The sequence below is a fragment of the Bradyrhizobium sp. genome, from assembly GCF_035701725.1.
Lineage (GTDB): Bacteria > Pseudomonadota > Alphaproteobacteria > Rhizobiales > Xanthobacteraceae > Bradyrhizobium.
Window position 1 is genome coordinate 1 of sequence record NZ_DASSRP010000416.1, and the last position, 18,032, is coordinate 18,032.

General features: G+C 62.5%; 16 protein-coding genes. 5 read left to right on the forward strand and 11 right to left on the reverse strand.

Translation table 11 applies throughout. From position 1 onward, the window contains the following. The 3 genes from VFL62_RS25650 to VFL62_RS25660 form a co-directional block, all read left to right on the forward strand. A partial coding sequence (locus VFL62_RS25650) for a TRAP transporter substrate-binding protein (RefSeq protein ID WP_414644846.1) occupies positions 1-366 on the forward strand: 366 nt, incomplete at its 5' end. Positions 367-402: 36 nt separating this feature from the next. Then, positions 403-2,283 (forward strand): TRAP transporter large permease subunit, encoded by a 1,881-nt coding sequence (locus VFL62_RS25655; RefSeq protein ID WP_325175194.1) that lies wholly within the window; start codon positions 403-405, stop codon positions 2,281-2,283. Between the two features lie 14 nt (positions 2,284-2,297). After that, a complete protein-coding gene (locus tag VFL62_RS25660) occupies positions 2,298-3,947 on the forward strand; it encodes an acyl-CoA synthetase (protein WP_325175195.1) in 1,650 nt (549 codons plus the stop codon). A gap of 14 nt (positions 3,948-3,961) precedes the next feature. Here VFL62_RS25660 and VFL62_RS25665 read toward each other — a convergent pair whose 3' ends face one another. Then, positions 3,962-4,702, reverse strand: a complete 741-nt coding sequence (locus VFL62_RS25665) for a class II aldolase/adducin family protein (RefSeq protein WP_325175196.1) — start codon at positions 4,700-4,702, stop codon at positions 3,962-3,964. 83 nt (positions 4,703-4,785) lie between these two features. On the opposite strand from VFL62_RS25665, the gene VFL62_RS25670 reads away from it, so the two are divergent. Then, positions 4,786-5,775, forward strand: a complete 990-nt coding sequence (locus VFL62_RS25670; protein WP_325175197.1) for an ABC transporter substrate-binding protein — start codon at positions 4,786-4,788, stop codon at positions 5,773-5,775. A gap of 92 nt (positions 5,776-5,867) precedes the next feature. Here the strand turns inward: VFL62_RS25670 and VFL62_RS25675 are convergent, their stop codons facing one another. The 8 genes from VFL62_RS25675 to VFL62_RS25710 form a co-directional block, all read right to left on the reverse strand. Continuing rightward, positions 5,868-6,668, reverse strand: a complete 801-nt coding sequence (locus VFL62_RS25675; protein WP_325175198.1) for an MBL fold metallo-hydrolase — start codon at positions 6,666-6,668, stop codon at positions 5,868-5,870. Further along, positions 6,665-7,453 (reverse strand): TatD family hydrolase, encoded by a 789-nt coding sequence (locus VFL62_RS25680; protein WP_325175199.1) that lies wholly within the window; start codon positions 7,451-7,453, stop codon positions 6,665-6,667. Before VFL62_RS25680 ends, VFL62_RS25675 begins: the two co-directional genes overlap by 4 nt. Before the next feature lie 14 nt (positions 7,454-7,467). Next, positions 7,468-9,342, reverse strand: a complete 1,875-nt coding sequence (gene metG, locus VFL62_RS25685; RefSeq protein WP_325175200.1) for a methionine--tRNA ligase — start codon at positions 9,340-9,342, stop codon at positions 7,468-7,470. Between the two features lie 52 nt (positions 9,343-9,394). Then, positions 9,395-10,432 carry a DNA polymerase III subunit delta' gene (locus tag VFL62_RS25690; protein WP_325175201.1) on the reverse strand — a complete coding sequence of 346 codons (1,038 nt, stop codon included), beginning with the start codon at positions 10,430-10,432 and terminating at the stop codon, positions 9,395-9,397. Then, positions 10,429-11,124: a dTMP kinase gene (gene tmk / locus VFL62_RS25695; RefSeq protein WP_325175202.1), complete on the reverse strand. Its 696-nt coding sequence runs from the start codon at positions 11,122-11,124 to the stop codon at positions 10,429-10,431. The genes VFL62_RS25690 and tmk overlap by 4 nt, the downstream gene beginning before the upstream one ends. Further along, entirely contained in the window at positions 11,124-12,380 is a 1,257-nt protein-coding gene (locus VFL62_RS25700; RefSeq protein WP_325175203.1) for a D-alanyl-D-alanine carboxypeptidase family protein, read from the reverse strand. The genes tmk and VFL62_RS25700 overlap by 1 nt, the downstream gene beginning before the upstream one ends. 181 nt (positions 12,381-12,561) lie before the next feature. Continuing rightward, entirely contained in the window at positions 12,562-13,476 is a 915-nt protein-coding gene (locus tag VFL62_RS25705; protein WP_325175204.1) for a septal ring lytic transglycosylase RlpA family protein, read from the reverse strand. A 299-nt stretch (positions 13,477-13,775) separates the two neighbouring features. After that, the gene (locus VFL62_RS25710) at positions 13,776-14,675 is read right to left on the reverse strand and encodes a LysR family transcriptional regulator (RefSeq protein ID WP_325175205.1); all 900 of its coding nucleotides are present in this window, start codon (positions 14,673-14,675) and stop codon (positions 13,776-13,778) included. Between the two features lie 106 nt (positions 14,676-14,781). Between VFL62_RS25710 and bla the strand changes: the two genes are divergently transcribed. Further along, complete coding sequence (gene bla, locus VFL62_RS25715) at positions 14,782-15,675, forward strand: class A beta-lactamase (RefSeq protein ID WP_325175206.1); 894 nt, start codon at positions 14,782-14,784, stop codon at positions 15,673-15,675. A gap of 78 nt (positions 15,676-15,753) precedes the next feature. Here the strand turns inward: bla and VFL62_RS25720 are convergent, their stop codons facing one another. Together VFL62_RS25720 and VFL62_RS25725 are read right to left on the reverse strand one after the other, a co-directional pair. Further along, positions 15,754-16,671 carry a DUF2950 domain-containing protein gene (locus VFL62_RS25720; protein WP_325175207.1) on the reverse strand — a complete coding sequence of 306 codons (918 nt, stop codon included), beginning with the start codon at positions 16,669-16,671 and terminating at the stop codon, positions 15,754-15,756. Then, positions 16,668-18,032, reverse strand: a 1,365-nt coding sequence (locus tag VFL62_RS25725; protein ID WP_325175208.1) for a DUF3300 domain-containing protein, incomplete at its 5' end; no start/stop codon positions are given. The genes VFL62_RS25720 and VFL62_RS25725, both read right to left, overlap by 4 nt.

Consider the following 18,032-nt stretch of genomic DNA (forward strand, 5'->3'; position numbering starts at 1 on the left):
CCGCTGGCGCTGATCTCGACCGCCAAACTTTATGAAGTCCAGAAATACTGCTCGCTGACGAACCACATGTGGGACGGCTACTGGTTCCTGGCCAACCGCCGCGCGCTCGAGGCATTGCCGCCGGACATCCGCGCCATCGTCGAGAAGAACGTCAACGCGGCGGCGCTCAAGGCCCGCACCGACACCGAAAAGCTTAACGCGACGGTTCGCGAAGACCTCGCGGCCAAGGGGCTGACCTTCAACCAGCCTGATCTAGCGCCGTTCCGTGACAAGCTGCGCGCCGCCGGCTTCTATTCCGAATGGAAGACGAAGTACGGCGAAGAAGCCTGGTCGATCCTGGAGAAATCGGTCGGCAAGTTGTCGTAAGCTGCGGCCGGACCAAGGCGGCTGGATATTACGGATATGATCAATGCCGAGGCGACGCGGGCGGAAGCCGGCGAGGTGGTGTCCCCTCGCCGCCATTCGGCTATCGCCGTTTGTGAATCCTTCCTTGGACGGCTCGTCGAAATTCCTGCCGCGTTACTCGTCGTTGCCGAGATCGTGACGCTGTTTGCCGGGGTCGTGGCGCGCTACGTCGTGCAGCAACCGCTGATCTGGTCCGACGAGCTGGCCTCAATCCTGTTCCTGTGGCTCGCGATGCTGGGTTCGGTGGTGGCATTTCGCCGTTCCGAGCATATGCGGATGACGGCCGTGGTCGCCAATGCCGGACCGTCATTGAGGGCCTATCTCGACGTGGTTGCGACCTGTGCGGCGCTGGCGTTCCTGCTTCTGGTCGTCGCGCCGAGCTACCAGTACGCCTACGAGGAAAGCTTCATCACGACGCCGGCGCTGCAAATCTCCAACAGCTGGCGTGCTGCCGCGTTGCCGTTCGGCATCTGCCTGATGGTGCTGTTTGCGCTGCTGCGACTGTTGCGGGTCGGCGACTCCAAAGTGGTTATTCAGGCGGTGTTGTCGGTCGCGCTGGTGGTCGCCTTGTTCTGGCTGGCTTCGCCCTGGCTGCGGCCGCTTGGCAATCTGAATCTCGTGATCTTCTTCGTTGGCGTCGTCGGTTTCTGCGTCTTTGCGGGCGTGCCGATCGCGTTCGCGTTCGGACTCGCGATTTTCGGCTATCTGGCGTTGACGACGCGCACCCCCCTGATGGTGCTGGTGGGGCGAATGGACGAAGGCATGAGCCATTTGATCCTGCTCGCCGTGCCCCTGTTCGTCTTCCTCGGGCTCTTGATCGAGATGGCCGGCATGGCGCGGGCCATGGTCGCGTTTCTGGCGAGCCTGCTCGGCCACGTGCGTGGCGGGCTGAATTACGTGCTGGTCGGGGCGATGTATCTCGTCTCGGGCATTTCCGGCTCCAAGGCCGCCGACATGGCGGCCGTTGCGCCGGTTTTGTTCCCCGAAATGAAACAGCGCGGTGCCCGGCCGGGCGACCTTGTCGCCCTGCTCGCCTCGACCGGCGCTCAGACCGAGACCATTCCGCCGAGCCTGGTCCTGATCACGATCGGGTCGGTGACCGGCGTTTCGATTTCGGCGCTGTTCACCGGGGGCCTGCTGCCCGGGGTGGTCTGTGCGATCACGCTCTCGGCACTGGTGTGGTGGCGTTATCGCGGTGAAGACTTGAGCCATGTGCGGCGGGCCAGCGGTTCGGAAGTCTTGCGCACCTTCATCGTCGCCCTGCCCGCGCTCGCCTTGCCCTTCGTGATCCGCTACGCGGTGGTCGAGGGTGTGGCGACCGCCACGGAAGTATCCACGATCGGCATCGTCTATAGCTTCATCATCGGTCTTCTGATCTATCGCCAGTTCGACTGGCGGCGGCTGATGCCGATGCTGATCGAGACCGCCTGCCTCTCCGGCGCGATCCTGATGATCATTGGAACCGCGACCGGCATGGCCTGGGGCCTGACCCAATCGGGATTTTCGCGGGCGCTCGCAACGGCAATGACCGGCCTGCCCGGCGGCTCGGCCTCGTTCATCGCGGTCTCGATCATAGCCTTTACGATTCTGGGCAGCGTGCTCGAGGGCATTCCGGCGATCGTGCTGTTCGGCCCGCTGCTGTTCCCGATCGCGCGCGCCGTCGGGGTGCACGAGGTGCACTACGCCATGATCATCATTCTCGCCATGGGCATCGGACTGTTCGCCCCACCCTTCGGCGTCGGCTACTATGCCGCCTGCGCCATCGGCCGGGTCGATCCCGCCGAGGGCATTCGGCCAATTTGGGGCTATCTTCTCGCCCTGATGGCAGGCCTGATAATCGTTGCTATCTTTCCCTGGATCTCGATCGGCTTCCTTTGAGTGGAGGACAACCGATGGTAGGACCACAGAACCAGTACGACATCGGCCTTGAGAAAACGCCGGCCAATTTCGTCGCGCTGACGCCTTTGAGCTTTCTGGCGCGCACGGCGGCGATCTATCCCAGCCATACCAGCACGGTCTACGAAGGCCGCAGGTATACCTGGGCCGAGACGTACGCGCGCTGTCGACGCTTGGCATCGTATCTCGCTGGTCGCAACGTCGGCCGCGGCGATACGGTAGCGGCGATGCTGCCGAATATTCCCGCGATGAACGAGGCACACTTTGCCGTGCCGATGGCCGGCGCAGTGCTGAATGCCCTCAACATCCGGCTCGATGCGGCCTCGATCGCGTTTCAGCTCGACCACGGCGGCGCCAAGGTCATTCTGGTCGATCCGGAATTTGCCGGCGTGATCGCAGAAGCCCTCGCCCAGATGAAGGGCGAAAAGCCATTCGTCATCGACGTGGACGACAAGGCCTTTACCGGCGGCAAGCGTATCGGCCAGATCGAATACGAAGACGCGCTGGCGCAGGGCGACGAGAATTTCGTCGCACGGCTTCCGCATGACGAGTGGGACGCGATCGCGCTGAGCTATACGTCCGGCACCACGGGTAATCCCAAGGGCGTGGTGACGCATCATCGCGGCGCCTATTTGAATGCGGTCAGCAACATTCTCGCCGGAAATCTCGGTGCGCATCCGGTCTATCTGTGGACGCTGCCGATGTTTCACTGCAACGGCTGGTGCTTTCCCTGGACCATTGCCGCAGCCGCCGGGATCAATGTGTGCCTGCGCAAGGTCGATCCGGCGAAAATCTTCGAGCTGATCAGACAGCATGGCGTCACCCATATGTGCGGCGCGCCGATCGTCTACAACACGCTGATCAACGCGCCCGGCGCACCGACAAAGACAGAGGCTCGTCCGGTGGTTGGATTGATCGCGGGCGCCGCGCCTCCGGTTGCCGTGCTTGAAGGCGCCGAGCGTATCGGCATCAAGCTGACCCATGTCTACGGCCTGACTGAAGTCTATGGTCCGGCCTCGGTGTGCGCGGAACAGCCGGGCTGGGACGATCTGAGCCCCGATCAGCGCGCGCAGCTCAAGCGCCGCCAGGGCGTGTCCTACCCGCTTCAGGAAGCCGTGACCGTCATCGATCCCGCAACCATGCGCGAGGTTCCGCGCGACGGCGAGACCATCGGCGAGGTGATGTTCCGCGGCAATATCGTGATGAAGGGCTATCTGAAGAACGAGAAGGCGACCAATGAAGCCTTCGCCGGCGGCTGGTTTCACACCGGCGACCTCGGTGTGCTCGACAAGGACGGTTACGTCATCATCAAGGACCGTTCCAAGGACATCATCATTTCCGGCGGCGAGAATATTTCCTCAGTCGAGGTCGAGGATGTCCTCTACAAGCACCCTGCCGTGCTGTTCGCCGCCGTGGTCGCCAAGCCCGACGCAAAATGGGGCGAGGTGCCCTGCGCTTTCGTTGAACTGAAGGAGAACGCGCAAGCGAGCGAAGCTGACATCATCGCCTTCTGCCGGGAGCAGATGCCCGGCTTCAAGACGCCGAAGGCCGTGGTGTTCGGCCCGATTCCGAAAACCTCGACCGGCAAGATCCAGAAATTCGTGCTGCGCGACCAGGTGCACTCGGCCAAGGCGATCCTGTCGTAACGGCGGCGCACCGCTTATTGCGACATCGGGCTGTTGCGCGCGGCCTTGAGCCAGAGGAACCAGGAGCGGTCGTACTGTGTCGAGATGGTCTTGGTGGTGCCGACCGTTTCTTCTTCGGTCAGATAGGTAACCGGGCCCAGTTTCATGGCTTCCATCTGCAGCTTCGCGCCGATCTCGGTGTAGACGGCGCGGAACACCGCCTGGCGCAGAGTTCCGGCGACCACCGTCGAACCGTGACCGCGCATCAGAACGGCAGGCTCCTGCCCGAGGCTGTCCGCGAGGGCGGCGCCCAGCCTGGGGCTCGTGATCAGAAGGTCGCTGCCGGGACCTGCAAAGTCGCGAATTTCGAAAATCGGCGCCCCCTTCTCGCTCAGGAAGCCGCACATGTGACAGACGGGACGCAGCTTGACGCCCGTTACCACGCTGAACGGAACGACCGAAGGCGAGTGGCTGTGCACGACGGAATTGACATCCTGCCGCTTGCGGTAGATTTCGCCGTGGATGAACCGCTCGAGATAAGGCGCCGGGCCATTGGGTACGACCGGATTGCCGTCGAGATCGAATTCCAGCACATCTCTTTCTGTTACCAGCGCCGGGGCCATGCTTCGCGACAGCAGAAAGCGATCGGGCCGCTCCGGATGCCGCACGCTGACGTGCCCAAAGCCATCCACCACGCCCTGATCGAACAAAATGTGATTGGCGTCGACGAGCTCACGGATGAGCGCCGCGACGGTCTCGGATGCGGTGGTGGACATGGTGGGAAAATCCTTAGGATGCTATGTTTCTCTCCACGAGAAGCCATAAGGCGGCCGGAGGGAATGTCAATGAAGGACCACGCATGAGCAAATTGCAGCTTTCCGTCGCGATCGGAGATTATGACCGGATGCGTCCGCTGGTCGACGGTTCGGTCCAGATTGACAGCGTCGATGCGCAGTTCATGTTGCTCGATCCGGAGGAGATCTTCTTCCGTGCCTTCAGGCACGCCGATTTCGACATCTGCGAATTGTCTCTCTCGAGCTATTCGGTGAAGACCGCGGCCGGCACCAGTCCTTACGTCGCTGTGCCGGTGTTCCCTTCGCGCGCCTTCCGCCACACCTCGGTCTATGTCCGCACCGACCGGATCAAGTCGCCGGCCGACCTGAAAGGCCGCCGTATTGGCGTTCCGGAGTACCAGCTCACGGCCAATATCTGGGTGCGTCTGTTTCTGGAAGAGGACTACGGCATTCGTCCTTCCGACGTCACTTGGGTGCGCGGCGGTTACGAACATCCCGGCCGCATCGAAAAGATCGGCCTCAATCTACCGGCCGATGTCCGTGTCGAGAACGCAAGAGCCGATGCAACGATCTCCGAATTGCTTGCGAGCGGCGAGCTGGATGCGGTGATCGGCCCGCGCGCGCCTTCCTGTTTCGACCGCGCCCACCCGAATGTCGGCTATCTCTTTGCTGATCCGCAGGCGACCGCGACCGAATGGTACCGCCGCACCCGCTTGTTTCCGATCATGCATACGCTCGGCATTCGCCGCACCTTGGTCGACAAGCATCCGTGGTTGCCGGTTGCGGTCTATAAGGCGTTCGAACGATCCAAGGCGATCGCACTGACCAAGCTCTCGGATACGTCGGCCACCAAGGTGACGCTGCCTTTCATCGAGGAACAGCTCGGCGCGGCGCGGCGGCTGATGGGTGAAGACTTCTGGTCGTATGGGCTCGAGCCAAATCGTGAGGTGCTCAGGCGGTTTCTGGAGCGCCATCACGCCGAAGGCTTGTCGTCCCGCCTGGTTGCGCCGGAAGAACTGTTTCACCCCTCCGCGCTTGAGCTGCACAAGATCTAGGTCACGCTCGTAGTTGTCGTGAAGAAGTAAGACGTGGATGCCTGGCCTAAAGCCGGGCATGACATCGAGGATGCGGGGATCGACGCTGATGTCTATCCTATTTCCAGCCGCATGCCGTCGTAAGCCGGCACCACGCCTTGCGGAAGGCTCTGCCGCAGCACCTCGTAGTCGAGGTCGGAATGCATGTTGGTGATGACCGCACGCCTCGGCTTGAAGCGGTCGATCCATGACAGCGCATCGTTGACGCTGAAGTGGCTGGGATGCCCGGCATAACGCAAGCCGTCGATGATCCAGAGATCGAGATTTTCGAGCGACGGCCAGCTTGCTTCCGGAATGTCGCTGACATCGGGCGTATAAGCGGCGGCGCCGATCCGATAGCCGAGCGCGGGTATCCTGCCATGTTCGAGTTCAAAGGCCGAGAGCGTCACTGCACCACCTTTTCCCTTGATGGTCCGGCTCTCGCCCGTCTCAACCGAATGACGATCGAGCAGCGGTGGATACTCGCTGCCTTCGGGAGTTACGAAGCAGTACGAGAACCGCGCCATAATGTCTTTCGCGGTCGACATGTTGAAATAGGTCGGAATGCGCCGCCGCTGGTGAATGACCACGGAGCGAAGATCGTCGATCCCGTGGGTTTGATCGGCGTGCTCATGGGTCAGGAACACCGCGTCGATGTGATCGACATTGGCGCTGATCAACTGCTCGCGCAAATCGGGCGACGTGTCGATCAGGATACGCGTGGTCATGCCGGCTTGCCCGGTTTGCTCCACCAGCAGCGAACAGCGCAGCCTGCGGTTTTTCGGATTGGTCGGGTCGCAGGCACCCCACCCCAGCGCCGGCCTTGGCACGCCGGCCGATGATCCGCAGCCGAGAATGGTCAGCGTGAGTGTCATGCCGCCCGCGGTGCCGGTACCTTGGAGAACAGACGGAAGAAGTTTTCGGTGGTCTGCCGCGAAATCTCCTCCAGCGAGACGCCGCGCGTTTCCGCCAGCACTTTTGCGACCTCGACCACATAGGCCGGTTCATTGCGCTTGCCGCGAAATTTTCCAGGCGCAAGATACGGAGAATCGGTCTCGACCATGATGCGGTCGGCGGGCAGCTCCGAAGCGAGCGCGCGCAGCTCGTCGGATTTCTTGAACGTCAGGATACCCGTGAACGAAATCGACAGGCCAAGCTCAATGGCCTTCATCGCGAGCTTTCGGCCCCCGGTGTAGCAATGCAGCACGGCGCGAAATGAACCCTTGGCCATCTCTTCGAGCAGAATACGCTCGCAGTCCTCGTCGGCTTCGCGGGTATGAATGACGAGCGGAAGCCCGGTTGAGCGCGCGGCCGCAATGTGGGCTCGAAAGCCGCGCTCCTGCGCTGCCCGCGAGCCGTGTTCGTAGAAATAGTCGAGGCCTGCCTCGCCGAGGGCAACCACCTTGGGATGTTTCGTCAGCGCGATCAGCTCGTCCGCCGAAATGCCGTCTTCCTCGTCGGCCTGGTGCGGATGGGTGCCGACCGAGCAATAGACCGGGTCGTATTTGCCGGCGATCGCAAGCAGCGCGTCGAGCCGCCTCACCCGCGTCGAAATGGTCACAATGCGCCCGATGCCGGCCGCTTCGGCCCGCGCGACAATGCCGTCGAGGTCCTCGGCAAAGTCCGGAAAGTCGAGATGGCAGTGGCTGTCGACGAGCATGGGGGTAAAACCGCTCAGGTCGCGGTCGGTTCAATGTAACGCGGGAACACCGGCGCCGGCGCAGGCAGCACCGTCCCCGCCTTGATGCGCTGGCCGAGCGCGGCAAAATTGCGCGCATCAGCAGCAATGCCGAGAATATCGAGCAGCTTGCTTGAGGCTGCCGGCATCGCCGGCTGTGCCAGAATGGCGATCTGGCGCACCACTTCGGCTGTGACGTACAGCACCGTTGCCTGACGCTTGGGGTCGGTCTTGGCAAGCGCCCACGGCGCTTCGCCGGCGAAATACCGGTTGGCTTCGGCAACCACCGCCCAGACCGCATTCAGCGCCTGATGAATCTGCTGGGTTGCCATCGCGCTTCGCGCCAGCGCGATCATGCCGTCGGCCTGCGCCAGGATCGCGTTGTCGTTGTCTGAGAATTCGCCGGGCTCCGGCAGCACGCCCTGATACTGCTTGGCCAGCATCGACAGCGAACGCTGTGCCAGATTGCCGAGATCGTTGGCAAGATCGGCATTGATGCGCGCGACGATGGCTTCATGGTTGTAGCTGCCGTCCTGCCCGAATGGCACTTCGCGCAGAAAGAAGTAACGCGTCTGATCGACGCCGTACTGGTCGGCAAGGTTGAAGGGGTCGACGACGTTGCCGACCGACTTCGACATCTTCTCACCGCGGTTGAACAGGAAGCCGTGCGCGTAGACGCGCTTTTGCACGGGAATGCCGGCCGACATCAGGAAGGCCGGCCAGTACACCGCATGAAAGCGGATGATGTCCTTGCCGATGATGTGCACGTCGGCGGGCCAATAGTGCCAATCCTTGTCGTTCTCGTTGGGGAAGCCGACGCCGGTGATGTAGTTGGTCAGCGCGTCGACCCAGACGTACATCACGTGCTCGGGACTGTCCGGCACCTTGACACCCCAATTGAACGTGGTCCGCGAAATCGAAAGATCCCGCAATCCGCTTTTGACGAAGCTGACCACTTCGTTCTTGCGCGTGTCCGGTCCAATAAAATCGGGCTGGCTCTCGTAAAGCGCGAGCAGCCTGTCCTGATAGGCCGACAGGCGGAAGAAGTAGCTCTTCTCTTCGACCCACTCGACCGGTGTCCCTTGCGGACCCCGGCGAACGTTGTCCTCGCCGAGCGTGGTCTCGTCCTCCGCGTAGTAGGCCTCATCGCGCACCGAGTACCAGCCGGAATAGCTGTCGAGATAGATGTCGCCATTCGCAGCCATCCGCCGCCAGATTTCCTGGCTGGAGCGATGATGTTGCTCTTCGGTGGTACGGATGAAGCGGTCGAACGAGACGTTCAAGCGCTCGTCCATTTCCTTGAAACGCTGTGCATTGCGCGTCGCGATCTCCATCGGCGTCAGCTTCTCGGCCTCCGCGGTCTGGATCATCTTCAGGCCGTGCTCGTCAGTACCCGTCAGGAAGAACACATCCTTGCCGTCGAGCCGCTGAAACCGCGCCAGCGCGTCCGTTGCGATCGCCTCATAGGCATGGCCGATATGGGGCGCGCCGTTCGGATAGGCGATGGCGGTCGTGATGTAGAACGAATTCGTGGACCGGGCTTGCCGCGCTTTCGGCGCCGCTGCGGCTGGATTGGCCTTCGAGACCGGCGGCTTGGCCGAGGGTGTTTTCGGCGCAGCCGTTTGAGCCTTTGCCTTCTTCACCGGCGCTTCGGGCGCGGACGTCTTCGCTGCCTTTTTGACGGTTCGTTTTGCCGCCCTTCTCGCGCTCTTCTTGGCGGCTTTTTTGGCCGCCTTCTTTGCCGATTTCTTGACCGCCTTTTTGGCAGACTTTTTCGCTTTCTTGAGCGCGGCACGCTTGGCGCCGGCGCGCGCCTTGCGGGCCGTTTTTGCGTTACGTTTCTTGACGGTTTTTTTCGCAGCCTTCGCCACGGCGAATTCCTTTTATCGGATCAGACAGAACTAGGGATTTCAGGGACCGCTGTTATCGCGTGGCTTCCGCAAGCATCCCAAATACCGAAAATACAAGCGGCTTTCGCTCCAAATTGTATTCAGCGGTATCGCGCGCGGCGCGGCTGATCTTTTCCCATACCTCCGCCAGCCGTGCAAGGCGGGGCAGCTCCGCGTTGGGGTTCTCCGTGCGCATGCACGTACCCACCCAGCGCTCGATGCTGTCGACGAAGGTCGCGAGCGCAACCTTGTCGCTGCCGCCAAGCGCATCTCCGAGCGCATGCAATTCGCGCGGATCCAGCCGCGGCAGGGCCGCCAGCATTGCCGCGGTCCTGGTGTGGAGCTTGACTGCATCGCCCCCAAGCAGTGTCAGTGCCCGTGAGACGCTGCCCTCGGCTGCCGTGGCGGCCTCGACCAGAGCCGGGTCGTTGCCGGCAAGCCCGCTCGCCCGGCTCGCGGCCTTGATCACATCGGCGTTGGCGAGCGGCCGCAATGGCAGCCGCCGGCAACGCGAGAGGATGGTCGGCAACACCCTGCCCGGCGCGTGGCTGATGAGCAGAAACAGCGACTGGCGCGGCGGCTCTTCGAGGGTCTTGAGCAGGGCGTTCGCCGCATTGGGATTGAGCTCATCGACGGTATCGACAATGCAGACCCGCCATCCTTCGGCCGCGGCTGTCGAGCCGAAAAACGAAATCGTCTCGCGGGTCTCGTCGACCGTGATCACGGTGCGCATGACGCCTTTGTCGTTGGCGGTTCTCTGAAGCACCAGGAGCCCGCCATGGGCTTCGGCGGCGATCCGGCGCGCGGTGGGATCGGAGGGATCGACGCTCAAATTCTTGGCGTGCAGCACGGCTGGCGAATGCGGATCGGGATGAGCAAGGACGAATCGCGCCATGCGGTAGGCCAGCGTGGCCTTGCCGATCCCTTGTGCGCCGCCGATCAGCCAGGCGTGCGGAATTCGTCCGCTGCGATAGGCATTGAGCAACGCCGCCTCGGCTTCCCGATGGCCGAACAAATCGGTCGTTTCCCGCGGGTGCGGAACCGAAAGCTGTGCCTCAACCTTGCTGCTCATGCGGGCGCCGCCGCGTTTCCAGCGCTGGCCGCAAAAAAGCGGTCGCGCAACGCCGACCAGACGCTCGCTGCGACCTTGGCCGGCTCTTCCGTGGCGTCGATCAGCACACAACGCTCGGGCTCATCTTTTGCGATCTGCCGATAAGCCTCACGCAATCGTTGATGAAAGCTGACGTCCTCGGATTCGAAGCGGTCGGCTGCGGCGTTGCCCCGCCGGGCGGCGGCACGCTTGAGACCGATCTCGACGGGAACGTCGAGGATCACGGTGAGGTCTGGCTTGAGGTCGCCGATGGTGACCCGCTGCATGGCGTTGAGCAGTCCGGGCGCGACATGTCCCAGCGTGCCCTGATAGACGCGTGTCGAATCCGAGAAGCGGTCGGTGAGCACCCAGGTTCCCTGCTTGAGCGCCGGCTCGATCACGGTGTGTGCGTGGTCGTCGCGCGCGGCGGCAAACAACAGCGTTTCCGCCTCGGGGCCGAGCAGCTTGCCCATCCCGGATAGCACGAGATGGCGGATGATTTCCGCGCCGGGCGATCCGCCGGGCTCCCGTGTTACGAGCGTATGCAGTTTTACGCCGGCAAGTCGATCGGCAAGGATCTTGATCTGGGTCGATTTGCCCGATCCCTCACCGCCCTCAAAGGAGATGAAACGTCCCCGCCCGACCGCAGCTTTGACCGCACCCTGCGCCGCCATCACAGCTTCTCGGCACCTGCGCGGAACAATCCGATCGCAAGCTCGGCAACGCCGTCGACGGCGCGGCGCAGCGTCGAGCCCCGCCCAACCGAATCCGCGGCAAAGACCGGTGTCTCCACCGCGACATTGCCGCCGCGCCAGACCTTGACCACGCCGACCCTCTGGCCGGCCTCGAACGGCGCGCGTACCGGTCCGCTATAAACGACGCGGGCGATCAGCTTGTCTGAGCCGTTCTTCTGCACCATGACCTTGACCGGCTCGTGGCTCGCCAGGGCGACCGAGCGGGTATCGCCACCGAACACCTTGGCATAGCCGATCGTCTGATTCTCCGCGAACACTGTCCGCACCTCGAAATTGCGGAATCCCCACTCCAGCATTTTCTTGGCTTCGGTCGCGCGGTCTTCGGGATCTTCGAGCCCGTTGATGGCAACGATCAGCCGCGTACCGTTCTGCACGGCCGACCCAACCATGCCGTAACCGCCTTCCTTGGTGTAGCCCGTTTTCAGGCCGTCAGCGCCCTCGAGCGAGTTGAGCAAGGGATTGCGGTTCGGCTGGCGAATCTTATTCCAGGTAAATTCTTTCTCTCCGAACAGTTTGTAGAACTCGGGATAGGTCTGGATGATGTGACGGGCGAGCTTCGCCAGTTCGCGCACCGTCATCTTGTTGCCGGGGTCCGGGAGCCCGTTGGAATTGGCGAAGGTAGATCGGTTGAGGCCAAGCTCGCGGGCGCGCTTGGTCATGATCTCGGCAAAGGCGCGCTCGTTGCCTGCGATGGCCTCCGCCAGCACGATGCAGGCATCGTTGCCGCTCTGGATGATGGCTCCATGAAGCAGATCGTCCACCGAAATCTTGCTGTTGAGGGCGGCGAACATGGTCGATCCCCCCGCCGGCGCCCCGCCCCTGCGCCAGGCGTTCTCACTGACGCGATATTCATCCGTCAGTTTGATGTCACCCTGCTTGATCGCATGGAAAACGACTTCCGCCGTCACGAGCTTCATCATGCTGGAGGGCGCGCGCAGTTCGTCGGCGTTCTTCTCGAACAGCACGGCACCGCTTGACGCCTCGATCAGGATCGCGGTCGGGGCGTCGCCGTCAAATCCTGCTTCTTCCTTCTTGGCACCCTGCACGCTGTTGTTGGCCGCAAGCAGCACGCCGCTCCACCCGACAGCCGCTACGAGCGCAGCCGCGATCAGACCGCGGGCGAGGCGTCCTGTCCCAACTGAAGCCTGGCGAAACCGCGACGTCGAAAGCGCCATCGAAATTGTCCTTGAAGGCTCGCGTTCTAACAGTTGGAAACCGCTCAAACAACACGGCTTTAGGCTCCCTCAAACGATTGAGGCATCGCCTTCGTCCGCTCGGATAAGATGTTGTGAACAAGAGAGAAACCCGGCTGCCTGCGGCCCTGAGGCACCAAGTCGGGTTACGCCTGACCGGGAATCAGTAAAGCCCGCGCGCCGAGAGAATTTCGTTCGGAATCTGCGGATCTACCGGTGCATAGGCGGAGATCGGACGCGTGACGTAGCGATCGTCGTAGGATGCCTCGTCCTGGAACCGGTCGTTGGAACGCGAGCGCATGGATGCGGTACGCGTCTGCGGCTCCGCATAGGCGGTCTGGTCCGGCTGCGCGCTGCCCAGATTGTACGGCCGGCCTTCGGGAAGCGGCACCTCGCCGCGGATCGGCCGCGCCGAGGAAGGCAGTTGTGGCACGAACGGGCGCGCCGAGGCAATCTGGACCAGCGAAGGCGCCGGCGCCGGCGCGCCAGTGCGCAGGGTCGCCATCAACAGACGATCGTCGGAACCTTCGAGCGGCGCCCGGCCGACATATTCGACGCGCACGCGCGCCACGCCATTGTTCTTGAATTCGAGGAGGTCGGCTGCGCGGCTCGAGACGTCCATCACGCGATTGCCGTGGTAGGGCCCACGGTCGTTGACGCGGACGATCAGCGACTTGCCGTTGGCAAGGTTGGTGACGCGGGCATAACACGGCATCGGCAGTGTCGGGTGGGCGGCCGAGAGCGAGGTCATGTCGAAGACCTCGCCATTGGCGGTGAGCCGGCCGTGGAAGTCGTCGCCATACCATGAGGCAAGGCCTTCCTGGCGGTAATTGACGTTCTCTTCGGGAATGTAGAGTTGGCCGGCGACCGTATAGGGTTTGCCCACGCGGTAGGTTCCACCGCCCTTCGGCACGGGATCGCCCATGGCGACGACGCGCGGGCTGGAGGAAACGCCGTATTTCGGGTCGACACGGCTCATCAGGCCAGATGACGAACAGTTGGCAAGCACCAGGCATGCACCGGCGACGGCAATTCCTCGCCATGCCCCACAAGTCGGTGCTGACCGTCTGTTCTGCATTCGCCCCAAGTACCGCTGCGCCCGCCGCATTTTCTGCGTGCCCCGACGCCTTATCCCCGATGCGAAGTCTTCAGGACCCGCATCATCAGATCAATATACCGCAGCGGGAACACGGCGGAAATGGGGAGATCGATGGACCGGCAAAGGTTGGTAAATCAATCCTTGCGGCGTCCAAAGCCGAAGTTTTCGATCAAAACATCTTGTGTCTTTTCGGCTTTTCAGCCTCCAATCGCGAAGATTCGCTCCTTCAAAGGACGCTTTGCGCGCGCGGTCATTTGCGTACAAGCGTGGCCGAGCGGTCATCTGGCCGGCGCGGCCATGCCTTGCGCCTGCTCCCGGCAGACCTGCAACAGCCAGTGCCGAAAAGCTTTCATGCCTGCCGACGCGGGTTTTGATTTCAGGCTCGTCAGCCAGTAACGGCCGAGAGTGATTTCGTCTTTGAAGGGTTGAACGAGGTGCCCGCTTTCCAGCTCCCGCGCAAACATCCGGATCGGCAGTAACGCAACGCCCTGCCCTTGAACCGCGACCTCGGCAAGCGCCGTAGACGAATCGAACACCGGCCCGCGAGCTTGAGCGGAGGCAATGCCAACCGACGCAAACCAGCGCTCCCATTCGTCGATTCGGTATGAGCGAAGCAGCACTTCGGCGAGGAGGTCCTCGGGTCGCCGCAGCCGTTTTGCAATTTCCGGCGTGCACGCCGGTGAATGAGGCGCCGACAGAAGCTCGACGGCCTCCGCCCCGTGCCACGATCCGTCGCCGAAGCGGATGGCGAAATCGAGCCCCTCACCCGCAAGATCGACGCGGTTGTTGTTGGTGTAGATGCGCAAATCGATATTGGGATGCGCTTTGCGGAACGAGGCAAGCCTCGGCAACAGCCAGCGGGTGGCGAATGTGCCGACCGCACCGACCGTGACGGCTTCGCGGAACTTGCCGCCGGTGAACTGATCGAGCGTCGCCTGGATGCGGTCGAACGTCTCGGTCAGAACGGGCAGCAGAACCAGGCCCTCATCCGTGAGCGCCAGTCCGCGTGGAAGCCTGCGAAACAGTTTCACGCCCAACAGCTCTTCGAGTGCCTTGACCTGGTGACTGACGGCAGCCTGGGTGACCCTCAGCTCCAGGCCTGCGGACGTGAAGCTGAGGTGCCGGGCCGACGCTTCAAAAGCGAGGAGCGCATTGAGTGGCAGATGCGATCTGATCATGTGTCGCGCTTCCCAAATTTTCCTAATGTCTCCCCCAATTTTTCATCGCTTGTCAATCCGATCGGCGGGCCCCATTGAGGCGTAAGCAACCGCAAGGAGAGACGAAATGGTGAAGCGACGGGAGTTTTTGTATGGGCTCGGTGTGGCGATTGGCGGAAGCATGTTGCTCGGTCCGAACCTCTCCGCTCACGCGGACGCTGGATGGTCCGATCGGCTCGTGCAGAAGTTTGCCGAACTCGAGAAAGAACGCGGCGGACGCCTTGGTGTTGCGGTTACCGATACGCTGAGCGGAAACAGCGCCGCCCATCGCGGCGACGAACGCTTTCCGATGTGCAGTACATTCAAGGCGCTCGCTGTCGCGGCGCTGCTCGCCCGCGTCGATGCCGGCAAGGAGCAGATCGATCGCCGCGTTCGTTTCGAGGCGAAAGACATCGTGGCGAACTCTCCCGTCAGCAAAAATCATGTCGGCAGCGAGGGAATGTCGCTTGCGGATGTTTGCGAAGCTGCAATCACCTTCAGCGACAACACCGCCGGCAACCTGTTGCTCGCCAATCTCGGCGGGCCTGAAGGTCTGACCGCCTATGCGCGCTCGCTCGGCGACACCGTGACAAGGCTTGACCGCAACGAGCCGGATCTGAATGAAGCGTTGTCCGGCGATCCGCGCGACACGACCTCTCCCGCCGCCATGCTATCGGACTTTCGCGCGCTGGTGAGTGGCAACGCATTGATGCCGGCCTCGCGAGACCGCCTGATCGGCTGGCTCGTCGGCAACAAGACCGGCGATGCGCGATTGCGCGCCGGATTTCCGCGCGACTGGCGCATCGGCGACAAGACCGGCTCCGGCGAAAAAGGCACGACCAACGATGTCGCCGTTGTATGGCCTGCAGCGAACCGGCCCCCGCTTTTTGTGGCGGTCTATTTGACCGAAAGCTCGCCTGAGGCGGAGCATCGCAACGCAACGCTTGCCGCGGTGGCCAGGCTGGTCGCGGCATCGCTGTGAGATTGCAAGGTCTCAGCCGTCTCTGGCAAGAGGAAGCTGAGCCATCTTTTGGCAACTTGAGGTCGGTCCTGAACGACCTCAAGGCCTTTCTGCAGTCACTTTCTTCCAGGTCTGATCGGGGTCAAACAGCATCATGCGCCTGGCCTGCACCTCGGTCCGTCTGCCGAGGTCCTTCTGGTAGACGGTACCGGCGTGACTGACCATGAAGGTCATCACCCCCGAATTGCCATACTCCGCCGGATAGGCGATCAGCGCGAAGCCGCCTATCATTTTGCCGGTGGCAACATAGCTGAGGGCCCCGCCCGGCGCACCGGATCCCTGTGCCCTCAGGATTCGATAATAGTAGCCGTGATAAGGTGCTCCCTTCCCTTCAAGCTTGTAACCCTCGCTCGAGGCCTTCGCAGCGAGTTCACCGAGCGGACTGGGGTCGCTGTCGTCGCGCCAGAACAGGCCGTCTTTTTTTCCGGGGTTACTGACAAATCGTTGCGCGTAGACGCCGATGCCCTGACCGCGATCCTTCTCGGCATATTCATTCTCGGCATCGACAAAAGCGAGACAGGTCTGGATCGCGTCGAGCTCGTTGCGGCCGATGCGGCGATAGAGAATTTCCAGGCGCCCGGCCCTGGTATCGAACTCCCAGCCGCTCTTGGTGTTGTAGAGCGGAATCGGAAACGGGAAATCATCATTGCCGACGATCAGCGTGGCTTTCCTGTTTCCCTCTGACTTGATCGAGTGCTTGGCGTCGTATGCGGTCGCGAAACGCTGCCGCATTTCCGCGTCGGCAACGTCATCGCCGGATGCAACGATATCTCCGGCATCCTTGCCGAGCACCTTGAGGATGGCTCTGTTCGAACCGCTCTTGACTGCATCGGCGAGCGAGGACGCTGCCTGCTCGGGCGAGGAAAACGACTCTTGCGCCCGAGCGGCGGTACTCAGGACGAAAACCATCATAATGGCCGGCAGGCTGGCATGACCGAGCGACCGCAGATTGGTCATGGCGTCACCTCCGAGGGGATCTTTGCGCCGCGCGCGAGCCAATCCTTGTAGGTGCCGAACTTCAAGCCGAGCTTCTCGTAATACACCCTCAGGAAGCCGTCTCTGCCGCGCGTGACCGCATCCGGCATGATGGCCTGGACCTCCTGGGCAATCACACCGACATAGGTCGCGTCGCTGCCAAGATAGCTAAAGCGGTAATAGCCGATGCCGTTGGCGAGATGTCCGAGCAGCACGACGTCGTGCTTCAGCGCGATGTCGGATCGCCGCCCGAACCCTCCGCCACCACGGAAGCCACCGCCTCCGCGGAAGCCGCCACCACCCCCGCGAAAACCACCGCCGCCGGCGAAGCTGCCGCCGCGGAAACCACCGCCTCCGGCAGAAGCAAAGCTTGCCCGTCCGCGTGCGGACGCCAGATTGGCCGCCCTGCCGGAGGAGACGTTGAAGCTGCCGCCGCCCCCGCTCCGTGCCCGATCGGCGACGCCCGCACGGTTGCCCGCATTGCCGGCTCGGCGATCGGCCACATTGGCCCGATTGCCTCCGCCTCGGTCGCCAAGATTGCCACCGCGATCACCGAGGTTGGTGGCGCGATCACCGACGCTCGGCCTGCCGCCGCCCGGATTGAGCACCTGCTGGCCGCTGCGGCCGCGGAAGTCCATGCGATCCGCGACGCCGGCCCGCAAGTTGTTGTTGCCAAATCGCTGCGCGACGTTCGCATTGTTATAACGCACGCCCTGACGATGCGTGGGGTTGTGCTGCCAGTTGTTTCCGATGTTGTTGATCTTGTTGAAGTGGTTCACGTAGAGATTGCGGTTGCCCCAGTTGGCGCCGCCGCCCCAATAATTGCCCCAGCGCCCGATCGCCCAGCCTGCGCCGAAGGCGATGCCAGCCGCGATCACGCCTGCGCCGATGTAGCCCGGATAGCCGAAGTAATAGGGTGGATAGGCTGCGTAGGGCCACGCACCATAGACGGTCGCCGGATCGTAGTAAGGCACGTAGATCGTGTTGGGATCGGCCTGCTCGATCACGATCACCTGCTTGCTTTCCTGGGTCTGGACGCTGACCTTCTGCTGCTTGGTGGTGGAAAGCTTCTTGTTGTCATAAGCCTTGGTGCGCAGGCGCTGAATCGCGTCCATCACGTCCGGCTGCTGCGCGAGCACGGCGTCGCCGAGATTCTTGGTCCAGTCGAGCTTGTCGCTCATCATGGCCAGAACATCCGCAGTCGAAGTCAAGGCTTTGATGCTGTTGTCCCAGGACTGCTTGTCGACCTCGGTCTTCAGCGCATCGCCTTTCAGAGTCTTGCGATCCTTCAACCAGCGATCGGCCTGCACCAGTTCCAGCGGATAGGTCGATGCGGCGAGAAC